The organism is Keratinibaculum paraultunense (assembly GCF_016767175.1).
Classification (GTDB): Bacteria; Bacillota; Clostridia; order Tissierellales; family Tepidimicrobiaceae; genus Keratinibaculum; species Keratinibaculum paraultunense.
Map to the genome: position 1 here is coordinate 1,312,014 of NZ_CP068564.1, position 20,573 is coordinate 1,332,586.

Below are 20,573 nucleotides of genomic sequence, written 5' to 3' on the forward strand. Positions count from 1 at the left end.
TTTTACCCTTATTTTTGTGTTATGATTGAGATGGATAGAATTACATGTATTTTGGGCACACTTAAATAAACCTAGCTAAAATGTAGGCTTCTTACAGGTATTCACTTTTAGAAGTTTAGCTTGTACAGTGAAGTATTCTATTACGAAATCTATAAAAGTTTTTAAGTCCAAAGGATATTCGTTTTAATACTTTGATTTTATTGTTGAAACCTTCAGTTGGACCATTAGTATAACCATATTTAAAGGCATTTTTAATTTCCTTATGCCATCTTCTATATGTAGCTGCACATTTTTCAAACTCTGGTATTCCAGAGCTTTCTGCATTTTGAATCCACTTAGCTAATTCCCTACATTGGTAGGAATATTTATCGCTTTGACAGATTTCATAAAACCATTCTTTAAGTTTATGGGCAATACGTAGGTCATCATTATATAAAAGCATTAAATCAACGGCTTCTTTATTCTCATCCTTAAGCTTATGATATCGCGTTAAAATCAGTTTTCTACTCCGTTTATAGTATTTTCTAAGAGTAGCAGTCATAGATTTTTGTATGCGTTTCCTGACATTTTCAATAGCCCAAGTTACATGCCTAATAAAGTGGTATTTATCGATAACAATTATAGCATTAGGGAAAAATACTTTAGCTAAATCAACGTAAGGCTGCCACATGTCGCATACAAAGAACTTCACCTTATTCCTTTCCTTACGAGAAAATTGCCTAAAGTAGCTTACAAGATCACTTTGACACCTGTCAGGAATAATATCTAAAACCTTATTGTTTTCCCCATCAACAAGAATACACTGATACTTTCCAGTCTCTGCATTCCCCTTAAACTCATCAATACATAGAACCTTAGGTAGTGTAGGAGTACCATAATTAACATGATTAAAGATACGAATAACAGTAGAAACAGAGACGTTGGCCACTTTAGCTACAGAAGTTAGACTAGTTAGCTTGGTAAGCTCTTGGCAAATAAAAAATGCTAAACGGTTAGTCATGCGATGATAACGAGGTAGAAAGTCATAAGACTCATAAAACCTCTTTCCACAAGAGCAAGCATACCTTCTTTTTCGAAGTACAAGATATGTGTGCTTAAATTGAAAAGGTAAATCCTTAATTGTCTGTTCTCTGTAGTCATGAATTTTTTTAGTTTTAGCACCACAAGCAGGGCAAGTATGCTCTTTTGGATCAGTTGTAATGTAGATTTTAACGAAAGAATCCTCATGCGATATTTTAGTTACTTTAACCCCTTTTAAATCTAATAATTGTGTGATAAAATTAGATTGCACTTGTGAATAAACCTCCTTTCTATGTTTTTTTAGCCAATTAACATTTTAGCAGGTTTATTTCACGAGTGCATTTTATTTTTAGAAAAAATAAATGTTAGGGTAAATTATTTTCCACCCCAACATTTATTATAGAACCGAAATTTTAAAAATAGATTCGAATGCTAAGATTTTATTAATCACTACTTTTCAAGATGAAGAGTATATATACCATGCTATCAATTTAGGCTGTAAAGGTTATATATTAAAGCAAAACATTAAGGGAATTATTCCAGCTATTAATGCAGTATACTCAGGGAATATGGTCTTTGATTCTAAAATTGTAACTAATATTAAAAAATACACTAAAAAAAATGTAGCCATAGATTTATCTGATAGAGAATATGAAATTTTACTTCTAGTAGCAGAAGGATTGAATAACAAGGAGATTGCTGAAAAGCTATATTTAAGTGAAGGAACTGTTAGAAATTATATTTCTAATATACTAGATAAACTAGAACTTCGGGATAGAACCCAACTTGCTATATATTATTATAAGATGAAATTTGATATAGAATAAAAAATAGATAAACTTTACTTATTTTTTTAAATACACCTTTTCTGCAATTTTAACTGCTTCCCTTGCATCTTTAGCATAGTAGTCAGCATTTATCATATTAGCATAATTTTTATTAAGAACTGCTCCTCCTACCATTATTTCACAATCAATTCCTTTATCCTTTATAGCCTTAATTGTTTTTTCCATATTTACAACTGTAGTAGTCATAAGGGCACTTAAACCTACAAGCTTTACATCATGCTTTAGTATAGCATCTATGATAGTTTCTGTAAGTACATCTTTGCCTAAATCAATTACTTCAAATCCATAGTTTTCTAACAAAATTTTAACTATATTTTTTCCTATATCATGTATATCCCCTTTTACAGTTGCTAAAACTATTTTTCCTCTATCTATCTTTTCCTCTCCCTTAGATTTCATATGAGATTTTATTACTTCAAAGGATTTTTTTACAGTTTCTGCAGATTGAATTAATTGGGGTAAAAATATATCTCCCCTTTCATATTTTTCTCCAACTTCATCTAATGCTGGTATAATATGACAATCAATAATATCTAAAGGCTCTAAGGTTTCTAATAATTTTTCTGTACTTTTAACTACTTCTCCCTTTAGTCCATCAAATATTATGGTTTTAATATCCTTCTCATCTAATGAATCCAGCTTGAGTTCACTTTTCTCCTTTGGTTGAGATTTATAAAAACTAATATATTTTTTTGCCTTCTTATCAGAATTAGATAATACTCTAAAAGCTCTAATGGAATCCATCATTTCTTCATCCTTAGGATCTAAAATTGGTATATCCAAACCATAAGTTAAAGCCATAGTTAAAAAAGTCCTATTTAACAATTTCCTATTGGGCAATCCAAAGGATATATTGCTTACTCCAAGTAGAGTCTTAACTCCATATAGTTCCTTTATCTGTTTTATAGCATTTAAAGTTTCAAAAACCTGGGATTGATTTACTGATGCTGTTAGGGTAAGACAATCTATTATTATATTGTTTTTTTCTATGCCATAGCTTTCAGCTACATCTAATATCTTTTTACAAATTTTAACTCTTTCTTCACAATTTGAAGGTAGCCCCTTTTCATCCATAGTCAATCCAATTACATTTGCACCATATTTTTTAGCTATTGGAAATATACTCTCCATGGTAGCCATATCCCCTGTGACAGAATTTATTATAGGCTTTCCATTGTAAATCCTTACAGCTTTTTCTATTGTTTCTGGATTTGAACTATCTATTTGTAGGGGAACATCCAAAATTCCTTGAATTTCCTTTATCATCTTTTCCATAATTAAAGATTCATCTATCTCAGGTATTCCTGCATTTATATCCAATATATCTGCACCAAGTTTTTGTTGTTCTATTGCTTCCCTCAATACATAATTCATATCCTCATTTATCAATGCATTTTTAAGGGTTTCTTTGCCTGTGGGATTTATCCTCTCTCCTACTACTTGTATACTTCCATCAATAAATATAGTGTTGGTGGCTGAACAAACAGTAGTATAATCTTTAGGTAAAATATTTAAAGGTTTCATGTATTGTAATTTATGGGAAACAGCTTTTATATAATTAGGATTTGTACCACAACAACCTCCAAATATTGAAACACCTCTATTTGCCATATTGACAATTTCTTTTGAAAATTCCTCTGGTGTTATATTATATATGGTATTTCCATCCTTATATATTGGAAGTCCAGCATTAGGTCTAGCTATAACTGGAATGGAAGCATATTTTAATATTTCATCTATTATAGGGTGAAATTCATTAGGTCCTAGGGAGCAGTTAATTCCCAATGCATCTACTCCCAATGCCTCCAGCACAAATACCATAGTTTTAGGATCTGTACCCATCAATGTCCTTTTATTATCCTGAAAAGTCATAGTTGCAAAAATAGGTAAATTGCTATTTTCTTTTGCAGCTAATATGGCTGCTTTCATTTCATACAAATCGGACATGGTTTCTATTAGTATTAAATCCACACCCATACTATTGCCTACTATTATTTGTCTTTTAAATACTTCATATGCCTTTTCAAATTCCAATGTTCCTATGGGCTTTAAAATCTGCCCTGTAGGTCCTATATCCAATGCAATAAATTTATCTTTTGCTGCTTTTCTTCCAATATCTATCCCTCTTTTTATAATTTCCTCTACAGAATATCTACTATCTTTTAATTTTAATTCATTAGCCCCAAAGGTATTGGTAGTTATAATATCAGCTCCTGCATCTATGTAGCTTTTATGTATATCCAATATAATATCTGGTTTTTCAATATTAAATATTTCTGGATTATCTCCAGGCTTTAATCCTCTCTGCTGTAGCATAGTGCCCATGGCTCCATCAAATAATAAAAATTTTCTACCTATAATATCTATTATATTTCCCATATTCTTCACCTCCGCAAATTTAACCTTTTTTATATATACATTCATCTACCTGAGAACAATTTTCACAACTTATATTAAAAGATTCTAGATCTTCCTTTAATCCAATAATTGCTGTAACAGATTTTCTTGGTATCATTATCATCTGTTCTGTTACAGTTAATCCAATCCTATCCCCTTCCAATAATTTTAACAATTTAGGCTGTATGCTTAAAGGAAGATCCCCATATCCTGGACTATATCTAGATGTTATATTTAATTTGTATTTTTCATTGGCAATATATTGTATCTTATGTTGAACCTCATCACATACCCTTTCCACCAATGCAGTTCCACAAGCATCTAATACAAAACTTCTGGTTAAATCCCAACTTTTATAGTATTCAATTTTTCTATCAACTAATGGACCTAATGTAACTCCCATCAATGCACATTTAAAACAGTCCTTTAGGTGCTTTTTTATGCTATTCCCTTCAAGATATACATTAGTTCCTTTTAGCAATATTTTTTCTTCAATAGTATCTATATCCAATAGGGTATACATATATTTAGGATAAGCTACTTTTAAGATTTCCTCTATACCATCTTTTACATATGCCCTTAATTTAAAATTGGCTAGTTTAGGATTTACCCCTAAATATCTTAATACTTCATTTTCATCTATATACATCTATATCACCTAACTTTTATATGATACACTCCTTTTCTTCTGTGACAGCACATCTTATCTTAGAAATACCACCTATTATCCTATTGGCAACATCAGGTTTATTCATAGTATATAAGTGGATGCCTTCTACTCCCCAGGATAGTAAATCAATTATTTGTTCTGCTGCATATATAATTCCGGCTTCTTTTAATGCTTCTGGTTGATATTCATATTTATCTATAATTCTAATAAATTTTTTAGGTAGAGAAGAGCCAGATAAATACACCATCTTTTTAATTTGATTTTTATTAAGTACAGGCATTATACCAGCCATAATAGGGATATCTATGCCTTTTTTTATCAATTTATCTCTATAGTTATAAAATTTCTCATTGTCAAAAAACAATTGAGTAATTAAAAAATCAACTCCACAAGAAACCTTTTGTTTTAAATTTTCAATATCTTTATCTAAACTATCACATTCTATATGCCCTTCTGGATAACAAGCAGCCCCTATTGAAAAATCTCCAAATTCCTTTATATGCTTTATCAAATCCTTAGCATATTCATAATCTTTTTTATATTCAAATCCATGGGCAGGTGGATCTCCTCTTAAAGCCAATATATTGTTTACATTATTTATTTTTAATTCTTTTAATATCGATTCAGTTTCAGCTCTAGTAGAAGTATAACATGTTAAATGAGCTAATGCTTCTATTTTATATTCATTTTTTATTTTAGAAGCTATTTCTATAGTTCTATCTTTACTACTTCCTCCAGCACCATAGGTAACACTTATAAAATCTGGATTTAATTCTTCTAACCCTTCTATAGTATCATACACTACTTCAATAGGATATTCTTTTTTTGGAGGAAATATCTCAAAGGATATAACTGGACTTTTAATTGAAAAAAGATCTCTTATAAACATATAACTCCCCCTTTATCCATCTATTCTTGAATAAAAATAATCTACACCTAATCCTTGAGCTTTATTAATTATTTCATCTACATTTTTTCTTGAAAGCCATTCAAATATTGCTATTACATTTTTATTCTCTTTAATTAATTTACATTGACTATATTGAACTATGTCTTCTAATAACAGATCAATATCCTTTACATCTTTAAAAGTAAATCTAAAATAATATTTTCCATCAAATCCTAAAGGTTTATACTCCTGTGTATTATCATCAATATTTATATTTTCACTCTCATAAATTCCTTTTATAATATTTATTACATCCAATATTATAGAATTTGCTGTAGGATTTTTCCCTGCTCCTTGACCATAAAAATGTAATTCTCCAGTATTTAATCCATTTAATAAAATTAAATTAAATGCATCCTTTACACTAAAAAAAGAAGAATCCTTACTAACCAATACTGGTTCTACTGCTGCATAGATGTTCCCATCTTTAATTTTAGATTTCCCAATGAGCTTAGGGGTTAAATCCATTTCTTTAAAAGCATATATATCTTCAACTGCTATTTTATCTATCCCATAACAATCAATATAATCAAAATTTACCTTTTGCCCATAAGCAACAGTAGACAATATGGATAATTTTCGAGCTGTATCATAACCTTTGATATCATCTGTAGGGTCTAATTCTGCATAGCCTTTATGTTGGGCATCCTTCAAAGCTACATAAAAAGGTAGTTCTTCTTCATACATTTTTGTCAAAATATAATTTGTAGTCCCATTCAATATTCCTTCTATTTGCACTATATTATCCACTTCTATCATCTGTTTCAATGGATTTATGATGGGGATTCCCCCTCCTACACTAGCTTCAAATAAAAATGCTTTTCTTTTTTGTTTTGCTAAATATTGAAGTTCACATAGATTAGGAGCTACCACAGCTTTGCTAGCCGTTACCACATGTTTATTGTTTTCTAAAGCATTTTTTATACAATTATATGCAACTTCTCTATCACTCAAAGCATCTATAACAATGTCTATTTCTTCATCATCTAATATCTCTTTAGGATTTAAAGTTAGTAAATTATCATCTATATCCACAAATCTTTCCTTTTCCTTATGTTTTATTAATACCTTTTTAATTTTAATATCTTCATTCCATTGATTTTTAAAAAACAAACCTTGTTGATTAATAATTTCATATACTCCAGAACCCACAGTACCTAAACCTAAAAGTCCAATATTTATCATTTACATTCTCCTTTCCTCAATAAACATTCTAAAACCCAATTTGTAAAAAATAATATACGATGAGCTTTCCATTTCATTTTAGGAACTTCATCTACCTCATCATCAAAATAATTCTTAGGAATATTAATAGATTTACCTAGTATGATATCCCGCTTATATTCCTTTTTTAAAGTATCCCTATCATATTCAAAATGTCCTGTTAAATATATCTCCTTTAAATCTTTACTTGCTATTAAAAAAGCTCCTATTTCGTCGTTCGTTGCCAATATATCCAATTTATCTTCATATCCTTTTATATGTTTTTCATGGATTGAGAAATATCTTGAATGGGGAACTAAAAATTCATCATCAAATCCCTTTAAAAGTTTATGATCTTTTCTAACAATATAATGAGGGAATATACCAAATATCTTATTGTTCACATTGTTTTTTGGTATATTATAATGATGATATAAACCAGCTAAAGCTCCCCAACAGATATATATAGTTGATTTAATATTGTTTTTAGAAAATTCCATTATGGATTTAAGTTCTTCCCAATACTTCACTTGATGAAATTCCTTTAATTCTAAAGGAGCTCCTGTTATTATCAATCCATCTAAAAAGTTCTCATCTATATCATTAAAAGTGATATAATTTTCTTTTAAATATTCAATATCACAATTTTTAGGAATATAAGTTTCTAATCTAAAAAAATGTAAATTAACTTCTATTAAAATTTCAGAAAATATGGTGAAAAACTGCTTTTCTGTTTCAATTTTGTTAGGCATTAAATTTAATATACCTATATTAGGAACTTTAATTTCATCTTTAAAATCCATATTAACATCACCCTTATACTAAACTAAATGCCCTTTCAAAATCTTGAATAATATCCTCTATATTTTCTATACCTACAGATACCCTTATCATATCTTCCGAGATTCCTGATTTTTTTAGCTCTTCCGTATTTAATTGTCTATGAGTAGTTGAAGCAGGATGAAGTACGGATGTTCTTACATCTCCTAAATGTACCACTAATGAAACCAATTCTAAATTTCTCATAAACTTTTCAGCTACATCTTTACCTCCCTTTATTCCAAATGTAAGTACTCCACTTCCCCCTAAAGGTAAGTATTTTTTACTCAATTCATAGTCAGGATGTTCCTTTAATTTTGGATAATTGACCCATGATACTTTTTCATGCCCCTTTAAGTATTCTGCTAATTTTAATGCATTTTCACTATGCCTTTCCATTCTCAAATGTAAAGTTTCAGTTCCAAGATTTAACATAAATGCATTAAAAGGACTTAAGGTACATCCAATATCTCTAAGGAGCTGACTTCTAGCCTTAGTTATATAAGCCTTCTCTTTAAATTGTTCATAATATCTTATACCATGATAACTTTCATCAGGTTCTGTTAATTCTGGGTATTTGCCATTATCCCAATTAAAATTACCTCCATCTACTATTACTCCCCCTACATTATTAGCATGACCATCTATATATTTGGTGGCTGAATGTACTACAATATTTGCTCCATATTTAAAAGGCTGACATAAATAAGGTGTAGGAAAAGTATTGTCAACAATTAATGGTACATCTAGTATTTTTGCAATAGTTGAATACTTTTCAAAATCAAGCACGTTTAATGCAGGATTTCCTATAGTTTCTGTATAAACAGCTCTTGTGTTAGGTTTTGCATAAGAAAGTATCTCCTCTATATCTAAATTAGGCTCTACAAAGGTAACTTCTATCCCGTATTTTTTTAAAGTTGTAGATAAAAGAGTATGAGTACCTCCATATAATGTAGATGTAGCAAGTATATGTTGCCCTTTAGTACATATATTGAGTATTGCAATAGTTATAGCTGCTTGACCTGATGAAGTAGCTAATCCCCCTACTCCACCTTCTAATTGATTTATTTTTTCTTCAAAAGCTGCTACTGTAGGATTGCTAATCCTAGAATACATATGTCCTTCTTCCTTTAAATCAAAAATATCTGCTAATCTACCTGGATCATCATACTTATATGTAGTGCTTTGATAAATAGGAAGCACTCGTGGTTCTCCTGCTTTTGGATCATATCCTCCTTGTACACATATTGTTGCTTTTTTCCAATTTCTTTTCATTTTCATATCCCCTTTCTAAAAATAAAAAACACTTCTAAGAAATAAGAAGTGTTTGTAATATAAAACAAATCTTCTTATCTCTCAGCTTATAGCTGCAGGATTTAGCACATCACCAGTATATACTGGCTGTTGCTGGGCTTCATTGGGCCAGTCCCTCCACCTCTCTTGATAAGAATTAAAAAAATCCTCCCTAACATCTTAGGAAGGATTTTATCTCAATATCCAACTTATCGATGTTAGCAGAACCACCTTGTTAAAAACAACAGGTTGGTGTAGGATCAACGAGCTAACTCTCTCCCCTAACTCTGGATAAGAACATATTTAATTTTCAAATGTACTAAATAGTATATTATCATTAAGTATAAAATATGTCAACAATTTTTTTAATAATTTTATAAATTCTCTAAAAGTTCACTAACTTTCTTTTTTAAAATAGGATGAACAAAGTCTGGACATATTTCACACAATGGCTTAAGAACAAAATATCTATTTTGCATATCTGGATGAGGAACTATTAAATCCTCCTCGTTATATACCTCATCATTAAAAAACAAAATATCCAAATCTATAAGTCTTGGTCCCCATTTGAATTTTCTAACTCGTCCCACTTCTTTTTCTATTTGAAGAAGTCTTTCTAATACTTCTCTACAGCTTAATTCTGTTTCTACCTCTATTACTCCATTTAAAAAAGTAGGTTGTTCTGTATATCCATAAGGTTCTGTTTCTATTATGCTCGATTTATTGGTTATCCTCATTTCGTTTTGATTTACCAAATTTAATGCATCTTCTATGGCTTTTTCCCTATCACCAATATTACTTCCAAAACTAATATACACTATATTCATTTTAATACCTCTATCATATCTACAGCTCTCTTGTTTTCTAATACATCATGAACCCTTACAATATCTACGTCTTTCATGGCTGCATAACAAGAAATAGCCATAGTCCCTTCCAAACGTTCATCAACTGGCAGTCCACCTAAAGCTTCGCCTATAGAAGTTTTTCTTGATACTGCAAGAAGTATTGGCAAATTGAATATAAAAAATCTATCTATATTCCTTATAAGTTCCATATTGTGTTGAAAATTTTTCCCAAATCCTATTCCTGGATCAAGTATTATTTTCTCTTCTTTAATTCCCTTATCTTTAGCATATTGTATTCTTTCTTTAAAATAATCCTGTACTTCCTTTACAACATCATCATAATGAGGATTTTTTTGCATATTTTTAGGGGTTCCCTTTATATGCATAAGTATAACTGGTACATTATATTTTTTAACTACATTTGCCATATTTTCATCAAAAGTCATAGCCGATATATCATTTATTATATCTGCTCCAGCTTTTATAGCTTCTTCTGCAGTTTTACTTCTATAAGTATCTACAGAAATCAGTATATCTTTGCCCTTTTCTCTAATTCCCTTAATAATAGGGACTACTCTATCTATTTCTTCATCAACAGTTATAGGGTCAGAACCAGGTCTAGTAGATTCTCCTCCTATATCTAATATATCTGCACCATCTTCTATCATTTTCATAGCCCTATTTACTGCATTTTCTACATTACCTACCCTTGATTTAGGATAAAAAGAATTGTCAGTTGCATTCAATATACCCATTATTTTCATGTTTTCAAATTTATATATACTTCCATCTTTTAATTCAATATATCTCATTTGAATTTCCCCCTATATACTATAATATGTAGCCCTTTTCTGTATAAGCAAAAGCAGTATGATTATGAATACTTTCTATACTCTCCACCTTTACACTATACCAATCAATCCTTTTATTTCTCTCAAGTCTTAAGGCTACTTCTCTTACCACATCTTCAACAAATCTTGGTTTTAAATAGGATTGTTCTGTAACATGTTTTTCATCTTTCCTTTTAAGAAGAGGATAAACAGGCGAGCTAGCGCTTTCTTCAGCTATTTCAACCATTTCTTCAATCCAAACTAAGCTATTCATATCCACTAGGATATCTACAATTGCTCTTTGATTATGAGCACCAAATTTACTTATGGCTTTAGAACAAGGACATAGGGTAATTACAGGTATAGTAACTCCCATTAAAAGCTTGAATTGTTCCTCTTTTGATGCTTCATATCGACATTTTATATCTGATAAAGCTTCTATTTCAGTAACAGGCGATACTTTTTTAATAAAATAATCAAACTCTATTTTCATATAAGCTGATTTAGAATCTAATTTCACCATCATATTCTCTAAAATTTCCTCAATAGTTTTAGGTGAAACTTCTTTTATTTCTTTAATAATCTCCACAAATCTGCTCATATGAGTTCCTTTTATATTATGACAAAGCCCTACAGATGCATCTATATTAGCAATGGTTCTTTGATTTTTATTTTCTCTATCTAAAACCAATATAGGCCATTTGAAATCTTTAATACCTACATTTTTAAGTGCGATATCTCTTGTATCTATTTCCTTTTGTATATCTATCATTTTACTCACCTCTATATACAATACCACTAGTTTTTGTTTCCCATACTTGAACTTCATAAAGTCTACAATTATTTCTATCTATATGTTCTTTAAGATTATTCCAAGTATATATGGCTATATTTTCAGCTGTAGGTTGAGGAATAATATTGTTTAAATAGGAATGGTCAAATATATTTATTATTTTTTCATTTACTAATTTTTTAAGCTCTACAAAATCATATACCATACCCTCATGATCTGGTTTTCCTTCTAATTTTATCACTAGTTTATAAGTATGACCATGTAAATTTTCACATTTTCCATGATAATTAACAAGGTTATGAGCTGCATCAAACTCAAATTCCTTTACTAAAATCATAAAATCATCTCCTTGAAAAATACTATCTATGAATATAAAAATTTTTAATTTCCCCTATATTATAACCTATTTCATATAATTCGTCTCTAATATCTTCCCTTTCCCATACAGGTAAAGTATCTGTATCTGATACTAAATAATTGCCCACATAATCTGCATTTATGGCTTTAAAAAATAAATCAATCGTTGGAATAGCATGGGAAAAATGATCGTGAGAATATTTAGCACCTCCCACTGCTAAAAATATACCTTTTCTTTCAAAATGCCTTTTATAATCTTCTCCTAATTTATATTTAATTGACCAATATCTTTGGCATCTATCTATTAAATTTTTAGTAATACCACTTACAGAATTAAAATACAAGGGAGAAGCCAATATAAATATATCTCCACTATCAAACTTATTATACAGCTTTTCCATATCATCTTTTATTACACATTCCCCTGTACTACCACAATAATTACATCCTCTACAAGGTAAAATATTTTCCTCTTTAATATAAATTTTATTTATTTCATATCTCTTATCTTCTATTCCCTTTAATACCCAATCTAACAATATATCGGTATTTTTTTTAATTCTGGGGCTCCCCATTAAAGCTAATACCTTTTTCATAAGACCTCCTACTTTCTTTTATTATCTATCAATAATTCACTTCCATATATATCCTTAGATTTATAAATTAAACAACTAGTTATGAGTCTTGTAGCCATATCTATACCAATAATTATCCATATTGCCATAATGCTTTTTTTAAAATAATATGTCATTAATAAACAAAGGGGAACTCTAATACCCCAAAGACCTATTCCTGCTACAATCATAGGAACTTTGGTATAACCTGCTCCTCTCAATGCACCATTGATTACACCTGCTATATTAAGAGGTAATTGAGCAAATCCCATAACAAACAAATAGCCAATACCTATTTTTATAACTTCTTCTTCATCAGTCAATATTCTCATAACCTGTTCTGGAAATAGTATCAATATTCCTGCTGTAAATATAGTGATAATAATTGTTCCTACTATTAATTGCTTTAGATATTTCTTCCCTAGCTCTTTTTCTCCAGAACCTAGAGTTTGTCCTATAAAAGTAGTAGCTGCTACACCAAAACCTGCAGCTGGCATATAGGATATGGACTCTGCCTGTAATCCTAATTGGTAAGCTGCAAGAGCCACCTCTCCATGACTAAGGATTATTTTAGTAATTATTATAGCTGCTATCTGCCAAAATATTGACTCAAAAGAAGAAGGTAAACCTACTTTATATATGGAAACTACTTCTTCTTTATCCAACTTAAATGAATTTTTACCAGTAGAATAGCTTAAAATTCCTCTTTGACTAAATAAAACCCATAATCCTAATAAAGACGCAATAATTTGAGCTAATACTGTAGAGATAGCAGCTCCTTTAAGCCCCATAGGCTTAAAACCAAAATGTCCAAATATCAAAGCATAGCTAAAACCTAAATTTAATAGATTCATTATAAATGCAATTCGCATAGGAGTTTTAGCATTTCCTGTTCCTTGAAGTATTCCTGCTACAATTAAAATTATAGTTAAAAATGGCAATCCCCATGAAGCTATTTTTAAATGTATAGTTGCATTTTCCAAAAGAGCAGAACTTGGATCAAACATTTTTAAGAAAAAAGGTGCATTCCAAAATATCAGCTGTTGAAGAATGAATGCTAAAATAAGAGAAGATATAATTGTCTGCAAGGTCACCTTTCTCATCTTTTCATGATCATTAGCTCCATAAGCTTGTGCCACAAAAACTGAAGCACCTGTAGCAATGCCTTTAAAAAGTGCCCACACTATATTGATAATTCTATTACTAATACCTAAAGAACTTATAGCTATAGTACTTATTCTCCCTATCATAGCCATAGATACAAATCCTGCCAACATTTCAAGAAGATTTTCCATAGTTATTGGTAATATCATTGATAATATTTTTTTTCTTATTATTGCATTTTCATTATTAGATATATTTTTTCCCATACGCATTCTCCTCTTATATATTGTTAGTTTATCCTACATCTACAAACTGACTAGTATATAGATTATAATAAATACCTTTTTGAGACAATAGCTCTTTATGATTTCCTTTTTCTATAATTTGTCCCTTATCTATCACCATAATCATATCTGCATCTCTTATAGTGCTTAGTCGATGGGCTATCATAAAAGTGGTTCTATTTTCCATGAGCTTTTCCATTGCTTTTTGTATTTTAAATTCTGTCCTTGTATCTATATTGGAAGTAGCTTCATCTAATATTAAAATAGATGGCTCAGCTAATACAACTCTAGCTATGGCTATTAATTGTCTCTGTCCTTCACTTAAATTCATCCCTCCCTCATATAGCATTGTATTGTAACCATGAGATAATCTATTTATAAAATCATCAGCCCCTGCTATTTTAGCTGCCCTTTTAATTTCATCATCCGTAGCATCTAATCTCCCATATTTTATATTTTCTTTTATAGTACCTGAAAACAAGTAAGTATCCTGTAATACTATTCCAAATATCTCCCTTAAACTATCTTTTTTATATTTTTTAATGTTTATTCCATCTATGAGTATTTCTCCCTTTTCCACTTCGTAAAAACCTGTCAATAAATTTACTATTGTGGTCTTTCCAGCACCAGTTGGTCCCACCAATGCAACAGTATCCCCTGGCTTTACTTTAAAGGATATATTTTTAAGTACAGGTTTGCCTTCTTCATATTGAAAACTAACATTTTTAAATTCTACCTCTCCTTTAATATCCTTTGCAGCTATTGCATCCTCAAAATCCTTTCTTTCCTCTTGTTCATCTAATATTTCAAATACCCTTTCAGCACCAGCTATTCCTGACTGTAATGTATTAAAGGTACTGGCTAATTCATTTAAAGGTTTAGTAAATTGTTTAGAATAAGAAATAAAACTAGCAATTACCCCTACAGATATCTTTCCTTTTACTGAGAGAATACCACCAAAAATAGCTACAACTGTAAATCCAAAATTACTTATTACATTCATAAGAGGCATTATAAAACCTGACCAAATTTGTGCTTGTACTCCTACTTCCTTTAACACTTTATTATTTTGTATAAACTCATCTATTACTTTATCTTCCTTATTAAATATCTTAACCTCATAAATTCCACCTATGGTTTCCTCTATATGTCCATTTAAAACTCCCAAAGCATCCTGCTGTTCTTTAAATAATATTTTGGTTTTATTGGCTATGGTTTTAGTAAGAACATAAACCATAGGTACTGTTATCAAACTAACTACAGTCATAATTGGGCTTAAATATATCATCATAATTAACGAACCAACTATATTTACCACTGAACTCATAAGTTGTATGATGGATTGAGATATAGTAACGCTTATATTATCCACATCATTGGTTAGTCTACTCATAAGTTCTCCATGGGTATGGGTATCAAAAAATACAAGGGATAATTTTTGAAGTTTGCTAAATATACTTTCCCTTATGTTATAAACAACCCTCTGAGATAACCCAGCAACCATATATTCTTGCAAAAAAATTAATAAGCTGTTTAACATATATATGGATATTAATAATATGATAATTTTTTTCAATTTGACAAATTCAACAAAACCTTTCCCAGGAAATATAAAATCTACAGCTTTCCCAATGAGAAAAGGAGCTGTTAAATTTAATAATCCTGATACTATCACTAACATAAATACAATAAAAAGTTTAAATTTTTCATATTTAAAATATTCCCAAAGTCTTTTTAATGTATGCTTCATATCTTTAGGCTTCTCTACGGGAACTATTGCTCTTCTACCCCCAGAAATTCCTGCAGGTCTTTTAGAATTATGTTTATGACCCAATGTTTAAACCCTCCTCTCCAATCTGAGAACGATATATATCTGAATAAATTTTTGAACTATTTAAAAGTTCATTATGTTTTCCAATATTGACTATTTTCCCCTTATCCATCACTAAAATTTTATCTGCATCCATTACAGATGTAATCCTTTGAGCTATCATTATAACAGTAGTATCTTCAAGATGCTCTTTTAAACCTTTCTTTATCTTCTTTTCTGTAATCATATCTACTGCAGAAGTACTGTCATCTAGTATTAAAAATTTAGCTTTTCTTACCAAAGCTCGTGCTATAGCTATGCGCTGTTTTTGCCCTCCTGACAAATTTACTCCTCCTTGCCCCAAATAAGTGTCGTATCCTTCATTAAAAGATATTATGAAATCATGAGCTTGGGCAATCTTAGCTGCTTTTATTATCTCTTCCTCTGTAGCATCTTCCTTACCCCATTTTATATTTTCTTTTATGGTACCTGTAAATAACAATATATTTTGAGGAACTATAGCTATACTTTCTCTTAATTCTCTAATTTCTAGATCTTTAATATCTATACCATCTATTTTTATAACTCCTTTTGATGGATCATATAATCTAGGTATTAAATTTATCAAAGTACTTTTTCCTGAACCTGTAGAACCTATAATAGCTAAAAATTCCCCTGAATTTATAGAAAAATTTATATCTTCTAACACATATCTGCTATTTTCATGGTATTTAAAATATACATTTGCAAACTCTAAATTACCTTCTACTTTATCTAAAGAAATAGGATTTTCCTTCACCACTATAGGATTTTCTATACTAAATATTTCCCCTATTCTTTCAGCAGAAGCTTTAGCTCTAACATACATATTAAATATTCTTATAACCATTACAAGAGAAAATAAAAGTTGAGTCATATAGTTTATTAGAGCTATTATTTTCCCTACTTCTAAGTTTCCTGCATTAACCCTTATTCCTCCTATCCATAAAATCAATACAATACCAATATTTACTATTAAGGATACTATAGGGCTAAATAATGCTAATTTTCTTATTCCTTCTGTTGTCACATCTTTTAATTCTTCATTCACCTTTTTAAATCTAGCTTCTTCATATTTAAATCTATTAAAGGCTTTAACCACCCTTATCCCTGATAAATATTCTCTTATAACTCCATTAACCTTATCTATGGCTTTTTGAATATTTACAAATATGGGATAAGAAACTTTAAGATTTATGAATACTACAATACCAACTATTGGAATAATTCCCAATAATATAAGCCCCATTTTAAAATCCAATATAAATGCCATTATTACAGAACCTATACCCAATATAGGTGCTTTTACAAATACCCTCATAAGTCCATGAGCAAAGTTTTGCATTTGATTTACATCATTAGTAAGTCTTGTAATCAATGTGGCATCTTGAATTTCATTTATATCTTCAAGGGATAATCTTTGTATCTTTATATACAAATCTTCTCGTAAATCTGCACCAAAATTTTGAGATACTTTAGAGGATTTTATATTCCTAGTGACTGCAAATATTGCTCCTAAAAATGTTATAAAAAGCATTAATCCCCCTAACTTAAATACATAATTTATATCCCTATTTTTTACACCAACATCTACTATCTTTGACATAATAGTAGGTTGGATTAAATCCACCACAGCTTCAAGAATTAAAAAAATCAACGCTGTTATAAACTGTACTTTATATCTTTGTATATATTTTTTTAAATAAGCTAAATTCATATGTATTTTCCTTTCTAAATTTTAAAAATTATATTTTAATTATATCACATTAATAAACTATTTCGAGTTCCTAATTTTAAATTTTTTACTTATTCAATTTATTAAAACAAAAGTATTTAACATAATTTTTAGAAAGATATTAATATTTTTTTAACAATGTGATATAATTTATATGAGGTATATACCATAAAAGAGGAGGGATACCATGACAACTAATCATGTTGAAGAATTAAAATGCTTGCAAGAATCCTATGGGAATTTGTCCAAAAATTGTCCTGATGTTATGAAAGCTTTTGGTGCACTTCATGATGCAAGTACAAAAGATGGAGCACTATCATTAAAAACTAAAGAACTAATTGCTTTAGGAATTGCTATTGTAGTTAAATGTACAGGATGCATACAAAGCCACGTAAAAACTGCTATTGACGCTGGAGCTACTCGTGAAGAAATAGCTGAAACTGTGGGTGTTGCTATTCTAATGGGTGGAGGACCTGGAACTGTTTATGGTGCTATGGCTTTAGATGCTATGGAACAATATTTAGCTGAAAATAATAAATAATCCATTGAACAAACTTTATCTCTATTATTAAAGCTCTCCCACTTAAATAAGTGGGAGAGCTTTAATAATTAACTTTACTATTACTATTCTAAATAAGAATCTATATCCATATTTTCAATAATAGCCTTTCTTAATTTACCCATATCCTTTATATCTCCAAATAATATACCACCAGTAATTTTCCCATCAGTTGTAAATATCTTATGATGTATGTTTCCATTATCTTCTTTGTGTTCATAAACTTTATCATATTCATCTACATTTCCCATTGAAAATATGTTTATATCATCTCCTAAACGTAATGTAGTAAATGGTTTAGCTTCAGTATGTTCTACAATTTTCCCTGCCATATTGCTGCCAGCAACTTTACCTTGTTCATTGCTAGACGTCCAAAGTCCTATTATTCTTCCATCTACTTCTGCCACATCTCCTGCAGCATATATATTATCAATATTTGTTTTAAATTTATTGTCTACTATTATACCTCTATTAAATTTAATTGGAGTATCCCTTACTATATCAATATTAGGAACTATTCCTGTAGAAAATAGTACTCCATCTGCTTTTATATGTTCTCCATTATCTAATTTTATGCCATCTGCTTTAGCTTTTCCAAGTATCTCCTCAGTATTGGAATTTAAGTAAATATTTATACCATTTTCAATTAATTTTTCTTCTAATTTTTTACTAATTTCTTCATCTAGCTGTTTATTCATCAAATAAGAACTTCTTACAACTAATGATATATTTTTTCCTAAAATATTTAAATGCCAAGCTGCCTCTAAGGATAAAGGTCCTCCCCCTATTATAACTATGTCTTTACATTCATCAAAATAGGATTTAATATATTTTAAATCCTCAAGAGTTCTTAAAGCCAATACTCCCTGTTTAAATTTACCTGGGATTGGTGGAATAAAAGGTCTGCTTCCCATTGCTAATAATAGTTTTTCATATTTTATTGTACTTCCATCATCTAATTTTACTTCGTTTTTATCTACATCTAAACTTTCAACTATCATATTCAACAATACTTTAATATTTTTTTCTTTATACCAATCTTCACTATTTACTAAAAGCTCTTCGTCTTTAAAATCCTTACTTAAGTATTCTGTTAATTTAAGTCTATAATAAGTTAAATAAGGTTCATTGGTAATCATCATCATGCTACCTTTATCATCTATTTTTCTTATCTCCCTAGCAGCAGAGAGCCCTGCAATACCATTTCCTATTATTAAATATTTTACATTATCCATCTAGTTTGTCCCTCCTATTTATACACTTTAATACACTTCATATGACTTATACCCACATTGTTTATAACTTATCATGTTTTTTAAATAATATGTAAAAAAGAAAGGGGAAATTAGGCACTTGTACTTGTAGTGGTAATCTTTCCATCTACTTTGTACAGATCTTTAATTTTTAAAGTAGGATTTTTTATGCCATATTCTTTTAATATATGTTTAAACGTATCAAATTCTTTTCTAGCTACAACAACTTCTATCTTGTATCGTTTATTACCATTATTTCCCCTTCCAGAATAGTTATTCACTGTGTATCCTACTTCTCTTAGTCTATCAGCTAATTGAATCATCTTATGTTTATTATTTAAAAACAAATCTATCTCCAATACACCAAGGGCCAAACGATCTTCTAATTTATCCCCTATAAAAACTCCTACGGATCTACCCAAGGCATATGAAATTATAAATTGAATGCCATCGCCACTAGTTACTTTACTAACTATGGTTGCAAATATTATAGCATCTACAAACACTAACAAATATACTGGCTTCATAATCTTTTTAGACATAAATATGGTTTTCAATGTAGATAAAACATTTGTAAATGCAGTTATTACAAATAAAACAATTAGCGAAATTATCATTTCTTTTGTCATTATAACACCTCCTCGAATTTAATTTTATGAAATAAAAAACTAACACAAATCCGCCTGTGTTAGCAAATAGTCTTAATATAAATTTTAATTTACTTCTTTTGGAAAATTTAAAATTGAATATTAATAAAGACTTGGTTTTTATTGCATCAACAATTTTTATATTATATCATATGTTATATTGTTTTGCAAATATTAAGAGAAAAATGGATAGGACTTTATGTAAAGTCCTATCCATTTGTTTTTTATTAACCTATAGTCGTACCGCCACCAGTTAAACCAGATTTAACTTGTTGAATATCATTAGAATTAGCTGGAGGTGCTGGTTTATAATATCCTTTTTGTTCAGCAATTTGAAATAATTGATATTGTAATTGTTCTGCCTCATTTCTCAATTGCTGTAAAGTACTTCTTAGTTGTTGATTTGCACATTCAGTTATGGCTTTTGTATAGCTGTCTATACTAGCCTTAGTCCCAGTTAATATATCGCTTACCATATCCTTCTCTTGCATAATATTCCCT

At 29.7% G+C, this 20,573-nt stretch carries 20 protein-coding genes and 2 riboswitches; of the genes, 2 read left to right on the plus strand and 18 right to left on the minus strand.

What is annotated here, in order from left to right:
- Nucleotides 1–115: 115 nt before the first annotated feature.
- Complete coding sequence (locus JL105_RS06525; RefSeq protein WP_202690445.1) at nt 116–1,291, minus strand: ISL3 family transposase; 1,176 nt, start codon at nt 1,289–1,291, stop codon at nt 116–118.
- Nucleotides 1,292–1,589: 298 nt separating this feature from the next.
- Here JL105_RS06525 and JL105_RS11445 point away from each other — a divergent pair, with 298 nt between their 5' ends.
- Nucleotides 1,590–1,847, plus strand: a complete 258-nt coding sequence (locus tag JL105_RS11445; protein WP_237722243.1) for a response regulator transcription factor — start codon at nt 1,590–1,592, stop codon at nt 1,845–1,847.
- 18 nt (nt 1,848–1,865) lie between these two features.
- On the opposite strand, the gene JL105_RS06535 is transcribed toward JL105_RS11445, so the two are convergent.
- The 14 genes from JL105_RS06535 to JL105_RS06600 form a co-directional block, all read right to left on the minus strand.
- Complete coding sequence (locus JL105_RS06535; RefSeq protein WP_132026689.1) at nt 1,866–4,247, minus strand: homocysteine S-methyltransferase family protein; 2,382 nt, start codon at nt 4,245–4,247, stop codon at nt 1,866–1,868.
- 19 nt (nt 4,248–4,266) lie between these two features.
- Entirely contained in the window at nt 4,267–4,914 is a 648-nt protein-coding gene (locus JL105_RS06540; protein WP_132026691.1) for a vitamin B12 dependent-methionine synthase activation domain-containing protein, read from the minus strand.
- A 16-nt stretch (nt 4,915–4,930) separates the two neighbouring features.
- On the minus strand, nt 4,931–5,824 hold the full coding sequence (metF, locus tag JL105_RS06545) for a methylenetetrahydrofolate reductase [NAD(P)H] (protein ID WP_132026693.1): 894 nt from the start codon (nt 5,822–5,824) through the stop codon (nt 4,931–4,933).
- A 12-nt stretch (nt 5,825–5,836) separates the two neighbouring features.
- Entirely contained in the window at nt 5,837–7,069 is a 1,233-nt protein-coding gene (locus tag JL105_RS06550) for a homoserine dehydrogenase (RefSeq protein WP_132026695.1), read from the minus strand.
- Nucleotides 7,066–7,890, minus strand: a complete 825-nt coding sequence (locus JL105_RS06555; RefSeq protein ID WP_132026697.1) for a homoserine O-succinyltransferase — start codon at nt 7,888–7,890, stop codon at nt 7,066–7,068. Before JL105_RS06555 ends, JL105_RS06550 begins: the two co-directional genes overlap by 4 nt.
- Nucleotides 7,891–7,903: 13 nt before the next feature.
- Entirely contained in the window at nt 7,904–9,181 is a 1,278-nt protein-coding gene (locus JL105_RS06560; protein ID WP_170169629.1) for an O-acetylhomoserine aminocarboxypropyltransferase/cysteine synthase family protein, read from the minus strand.
- Between the two features lie 71 nt (nt 9,182–9,252).
- Nucleotides 9,253–9,356: riboswitch (SAM riboswitch) on the minus strand.
- Nucleotides 9,357–9,405: 49 nt separating this feature from the next.
- Nucleotides 9,406–9,497, minus strand: a riboswitch (SAM riboswitch).
- 76 nt (nt 9,498–9,573) lie between these two features.
- Nucleotides 9,574–10,026: a 2-amino-4-hydroxy-6-hydroxymethyldihydropteridine diphosphokinase gene (folK, locus tag JL105_RS06565; RefSeq protein ID WP_132026701.1), complete on the minus strand. Its 453-nt coding sequence runs from the start codon at nt 10,024–10,026 to the stop codon at nt 9,574–9,576.
- The gene (folP, locus tag JL105_RS06570) at nt 10,023–10,859 is read right to left on the minus strand and encodes a dihydropteroate synthase (RefSeq protein WP_132026703.1); all 837 of its coding nucleotides are present in this window, start codon (nt 10,857–10,859) and stop codon (nt 10,023–10,025) included. Before folP ends, folK begins: the two co-directional genes overlap by 4 nt.
- Before the next feature lie 19 nt (nt 10,860–10,878).
- Nucleotides 10,879–11,649, minus strand: coding sequence for a GTP cyclohydrolase FolE2 (gene folE2, locus JL105_RS06575; protein ID WP_132026705.1), 771 nt, complete (start codon nt 11,647–11,649; stop codon nt 10,879–10,881).
- Between the two features lies 1 nt (nt 11,650).
- On the minus strand, nt 11,651–12,007 hold the full coding sequence (gene queD, locus JL105_RS06580; protein WP_132026707.1) for a 6-carboxytetrahydropterin synthase QueD: 357 nt from the start codon (nt 12,005–12,007) through the stop codon (nt 11,651–11,653).
- A gap of 22 nt (nt 12,008–12,029) precedes the next feature.
- Entirely contained in the window at nt 12,030–12,623 is a 594-nt protein-coding gene (locus tag JL105_RS06585) for a flavodoxin family protein (RefSeq protein ID WP_132026709.1), read from the minus strand.
- An 8-nt stretch (nt 12,624–12,631) separates the two neighbouring features.
- Nucleotides 12,632–14,011: an MATE family efflux transporter gene (locus JL105_RS06590; RefSeq protein WP_132026711.1), complete on the minus strand. Its 1,380-nt coding sequence runs from the start codon at nt 14,009–14,011 to the stop codon at nt 12,632–12,634.
- 28 nt (nt 14,012–14,039) lie between these two features.
- The gene (locus tag JL105_RS06595; protein WP_237722245.1) at nt 14,040–15,863 is read right to left on the minus strand and encodes an ABC transporter ATP-binding protein; all 1,824 of its coding nucleotides are present in this window, start codon (nt 15,861–15,863) and stop codon (nt 14,040–14,042) included.
- Complete coding sequence (locus tag JL105_RS06600) at nt 15,853–17,595, minus strand: ABC transporter ATP-binding protein (RefSeq protein WP_132026713.1); 1,743 nt, start codon at nt 17,593–17,595, stop codon at nt 15,853–15,855. The genes JL105_RS06595 and JL105_RS06600 overlap by 11 nt, the downstream gene beginning before the upstream one ends.
- Nucleotides 17,596–17,800: 205 nt before the next feature.
- Here JL105_RS06600 and JL105_RS06605 point away from each other — a divergent pair, with 205 nt between their 5' ends.
- Nucleotides 17,801–18,154, plus strand: a complete 354-nt coding sequence (locus JL105_RS06605) for a carboxymuconolactone decarboxylase family protein (RefSeq protein WP_132026715.1) — start codon at nt 17,801–17,803, stop codon at nt 18,152–18,154.
- Nucleotides 18,155–18,237: 83 nt separating this feature from the next.
- Here JL105_RS06605 and JL105_RS06610 read toward each other — a convergent pair whose 3' ends face one another.
- The 3 genes from JL105_RS06610 to JL105_RS06620 form a co-directional block, all read right to left on the minus strand.
- Complete coding sequence (locus JL105_RS06610) at nt 18,238–19,407, minus strand: NAD(P)/FAD-dependent oxidoreductase (protein WP_132026717.1); 1,170 nt, start codon at nt 19,405–19,407, stop codon at nt 18,238–18,240.
- A gap of 110 nt (nt 19,408–19,517) precedes the next feature.
- Nucleotides 19,518–20,054, minus strand: a complete 537-nt coding sequence (locus tag JL105_RS06615; protein WP_132026719.1) for a DUF5698 domain-containing protein — start codon at nt 20,052–20,054, stop codon at nt 19,518–19,520.
- 245 nt (nt 20,055–20,299) lie between these two features.
- The gene (locus tag JL105_RS06620; RefSeq protein WP_132026721.1) at nt 20,300–20,563 is read right to left on the minus strand and encodes a spore coat protein; all 264 of its coding nucleotides are present in this window, start codon (nt 20,561–20,563) and stop codon (nt 20,300–20,302) included.
- Between the last annotated feature and the right edge of the window lie 10 nt (nt 20,564–20,573).

Excerpts from the sequence above, each read along its gene's own strand:
- JL105_RS11445 (WP_237722243.1), top strand. The coding sequence starts at position 1,590 with ATGGTCTTTGATTCTAAAATTGTAACTAATATTAAAAAATACACTAAA.
- JL105_RS06535 (WP_132026689.1), bottom strand. The coding sequence starts at position 4,247 with ATGGGAAATATAATAGATATTATAGGTAGAAAATTTTTATTATTTGAT.
- JL105_RS06540 (WP_132026691.1), bottom strand. The coding sequence starts at position 4,914 with ATGTATATAGATGAAAATGAAGTATTAAGATATTTAGGGGTAAATCCT.
- metF (WP_132026693.1), bottom strand. The coding sequence starts at position 5,824 with ATGTTTATAAGAGATCTTTTTTCAATTAAAAGTCCAGTTATATCCTTT.
- JL105_RS06550 (WP_132026695.1), bottom strand. The coding sequence starts at position 7,069 with ATGATAAATATTGGACTTTTAGGTTTAGGTACTGTGGGTTCTGGAGTA.
- JL105_RS06555 (WP_132026697.1), bottom strand. The coding sequence starts at position 7,890 with ATGGATTTTAAAGATGAAATTAAAGTTCCTAATATAGGTATATTAAAT.
- JL105_RS06560 (WP_170169629.1), bottom strand. The coding sequence starts at position 9,181 with ATGAAAAGAAATTGGAAAAAAGCAACAATATGTGTACAAGGAGGATAT.
- folK (WP_132026701.1), bottom strand. The coding sequence starts at position 10,026 with ATGAATATAGTGTATATTAGTTTTGGAAGTAATATTGGTGATAGGGAA.
- folP (WP_132026703.1), bottom strand. The coding sequence starts at position 10,859 with ATGAGATATATTGAATTAAAAGATGGAAGTATATATAAATTTGAAAAC.
- folE2 (WP_132026705.1), bottom strand. The coding sequence starts at position 11,649 with ATGATAGATATACAAAAGGAAATAGATACAAGAGATATCGCACTTAAA.
- queD (WP_132026707.1), bottom strand. The coding sequence starts at position 12,007 with ATGATTTTAGTAAAGGAATTTGAGTTTGATGCAGCTCATAACCTTGTT.
- JL105_RS06585 (WP_132026709.1), bottom strand. The coding sequence starts at position 12,623 with ATGAAAAAGGTATTAGCTTTAATGGGGAGCCCCAGAATTAAAAAAAAT.
- JL105_RS06590 (WP_132026711.1), bottom strand. The coding sequence starts at position 14,011 with ATGGGAAAAAATATATCTAATAATGAAAATGCAATAATAAGAAAAAAA.
- JL105_RS06600 (WP_132026713.1), bottom strand. The coding sequence starts at position 17,595 with ATGAATTTAGCTTATTTAAAAAAATATATACAAAGATATAAAGTACAG.
- JL105_RS06605 (WP_132026715.1), top strand. The coding sequence starts at position 17,801 with ATGACAACTAATCATGTTGAAGAATTAAAATGCTTGCAAGAATCCTAT.
- JL105_RS06610 (WP_132026717.1), bottom strand. The coding sequence starts at position 19,407 with ATGGATAATGTAAAATATTTAATAATAGGAAATGGTATTGCAGGGCTC.
- JL105_RS06615 (WP_132026719.1), bottom strand. The coding sequence starts at position 20,054 with ATGACAAAAGAAATGATAATTTCGCTAATTGTTTTATTTGTAATAACT.
- JL105_RS06620 (WP_132026721.1), bottom strand. The coding sequence starts at position 20,563 with ATGCAAGAGAAGGATATGGTAAGCGATATATTAACTGGGACTAAGGCT.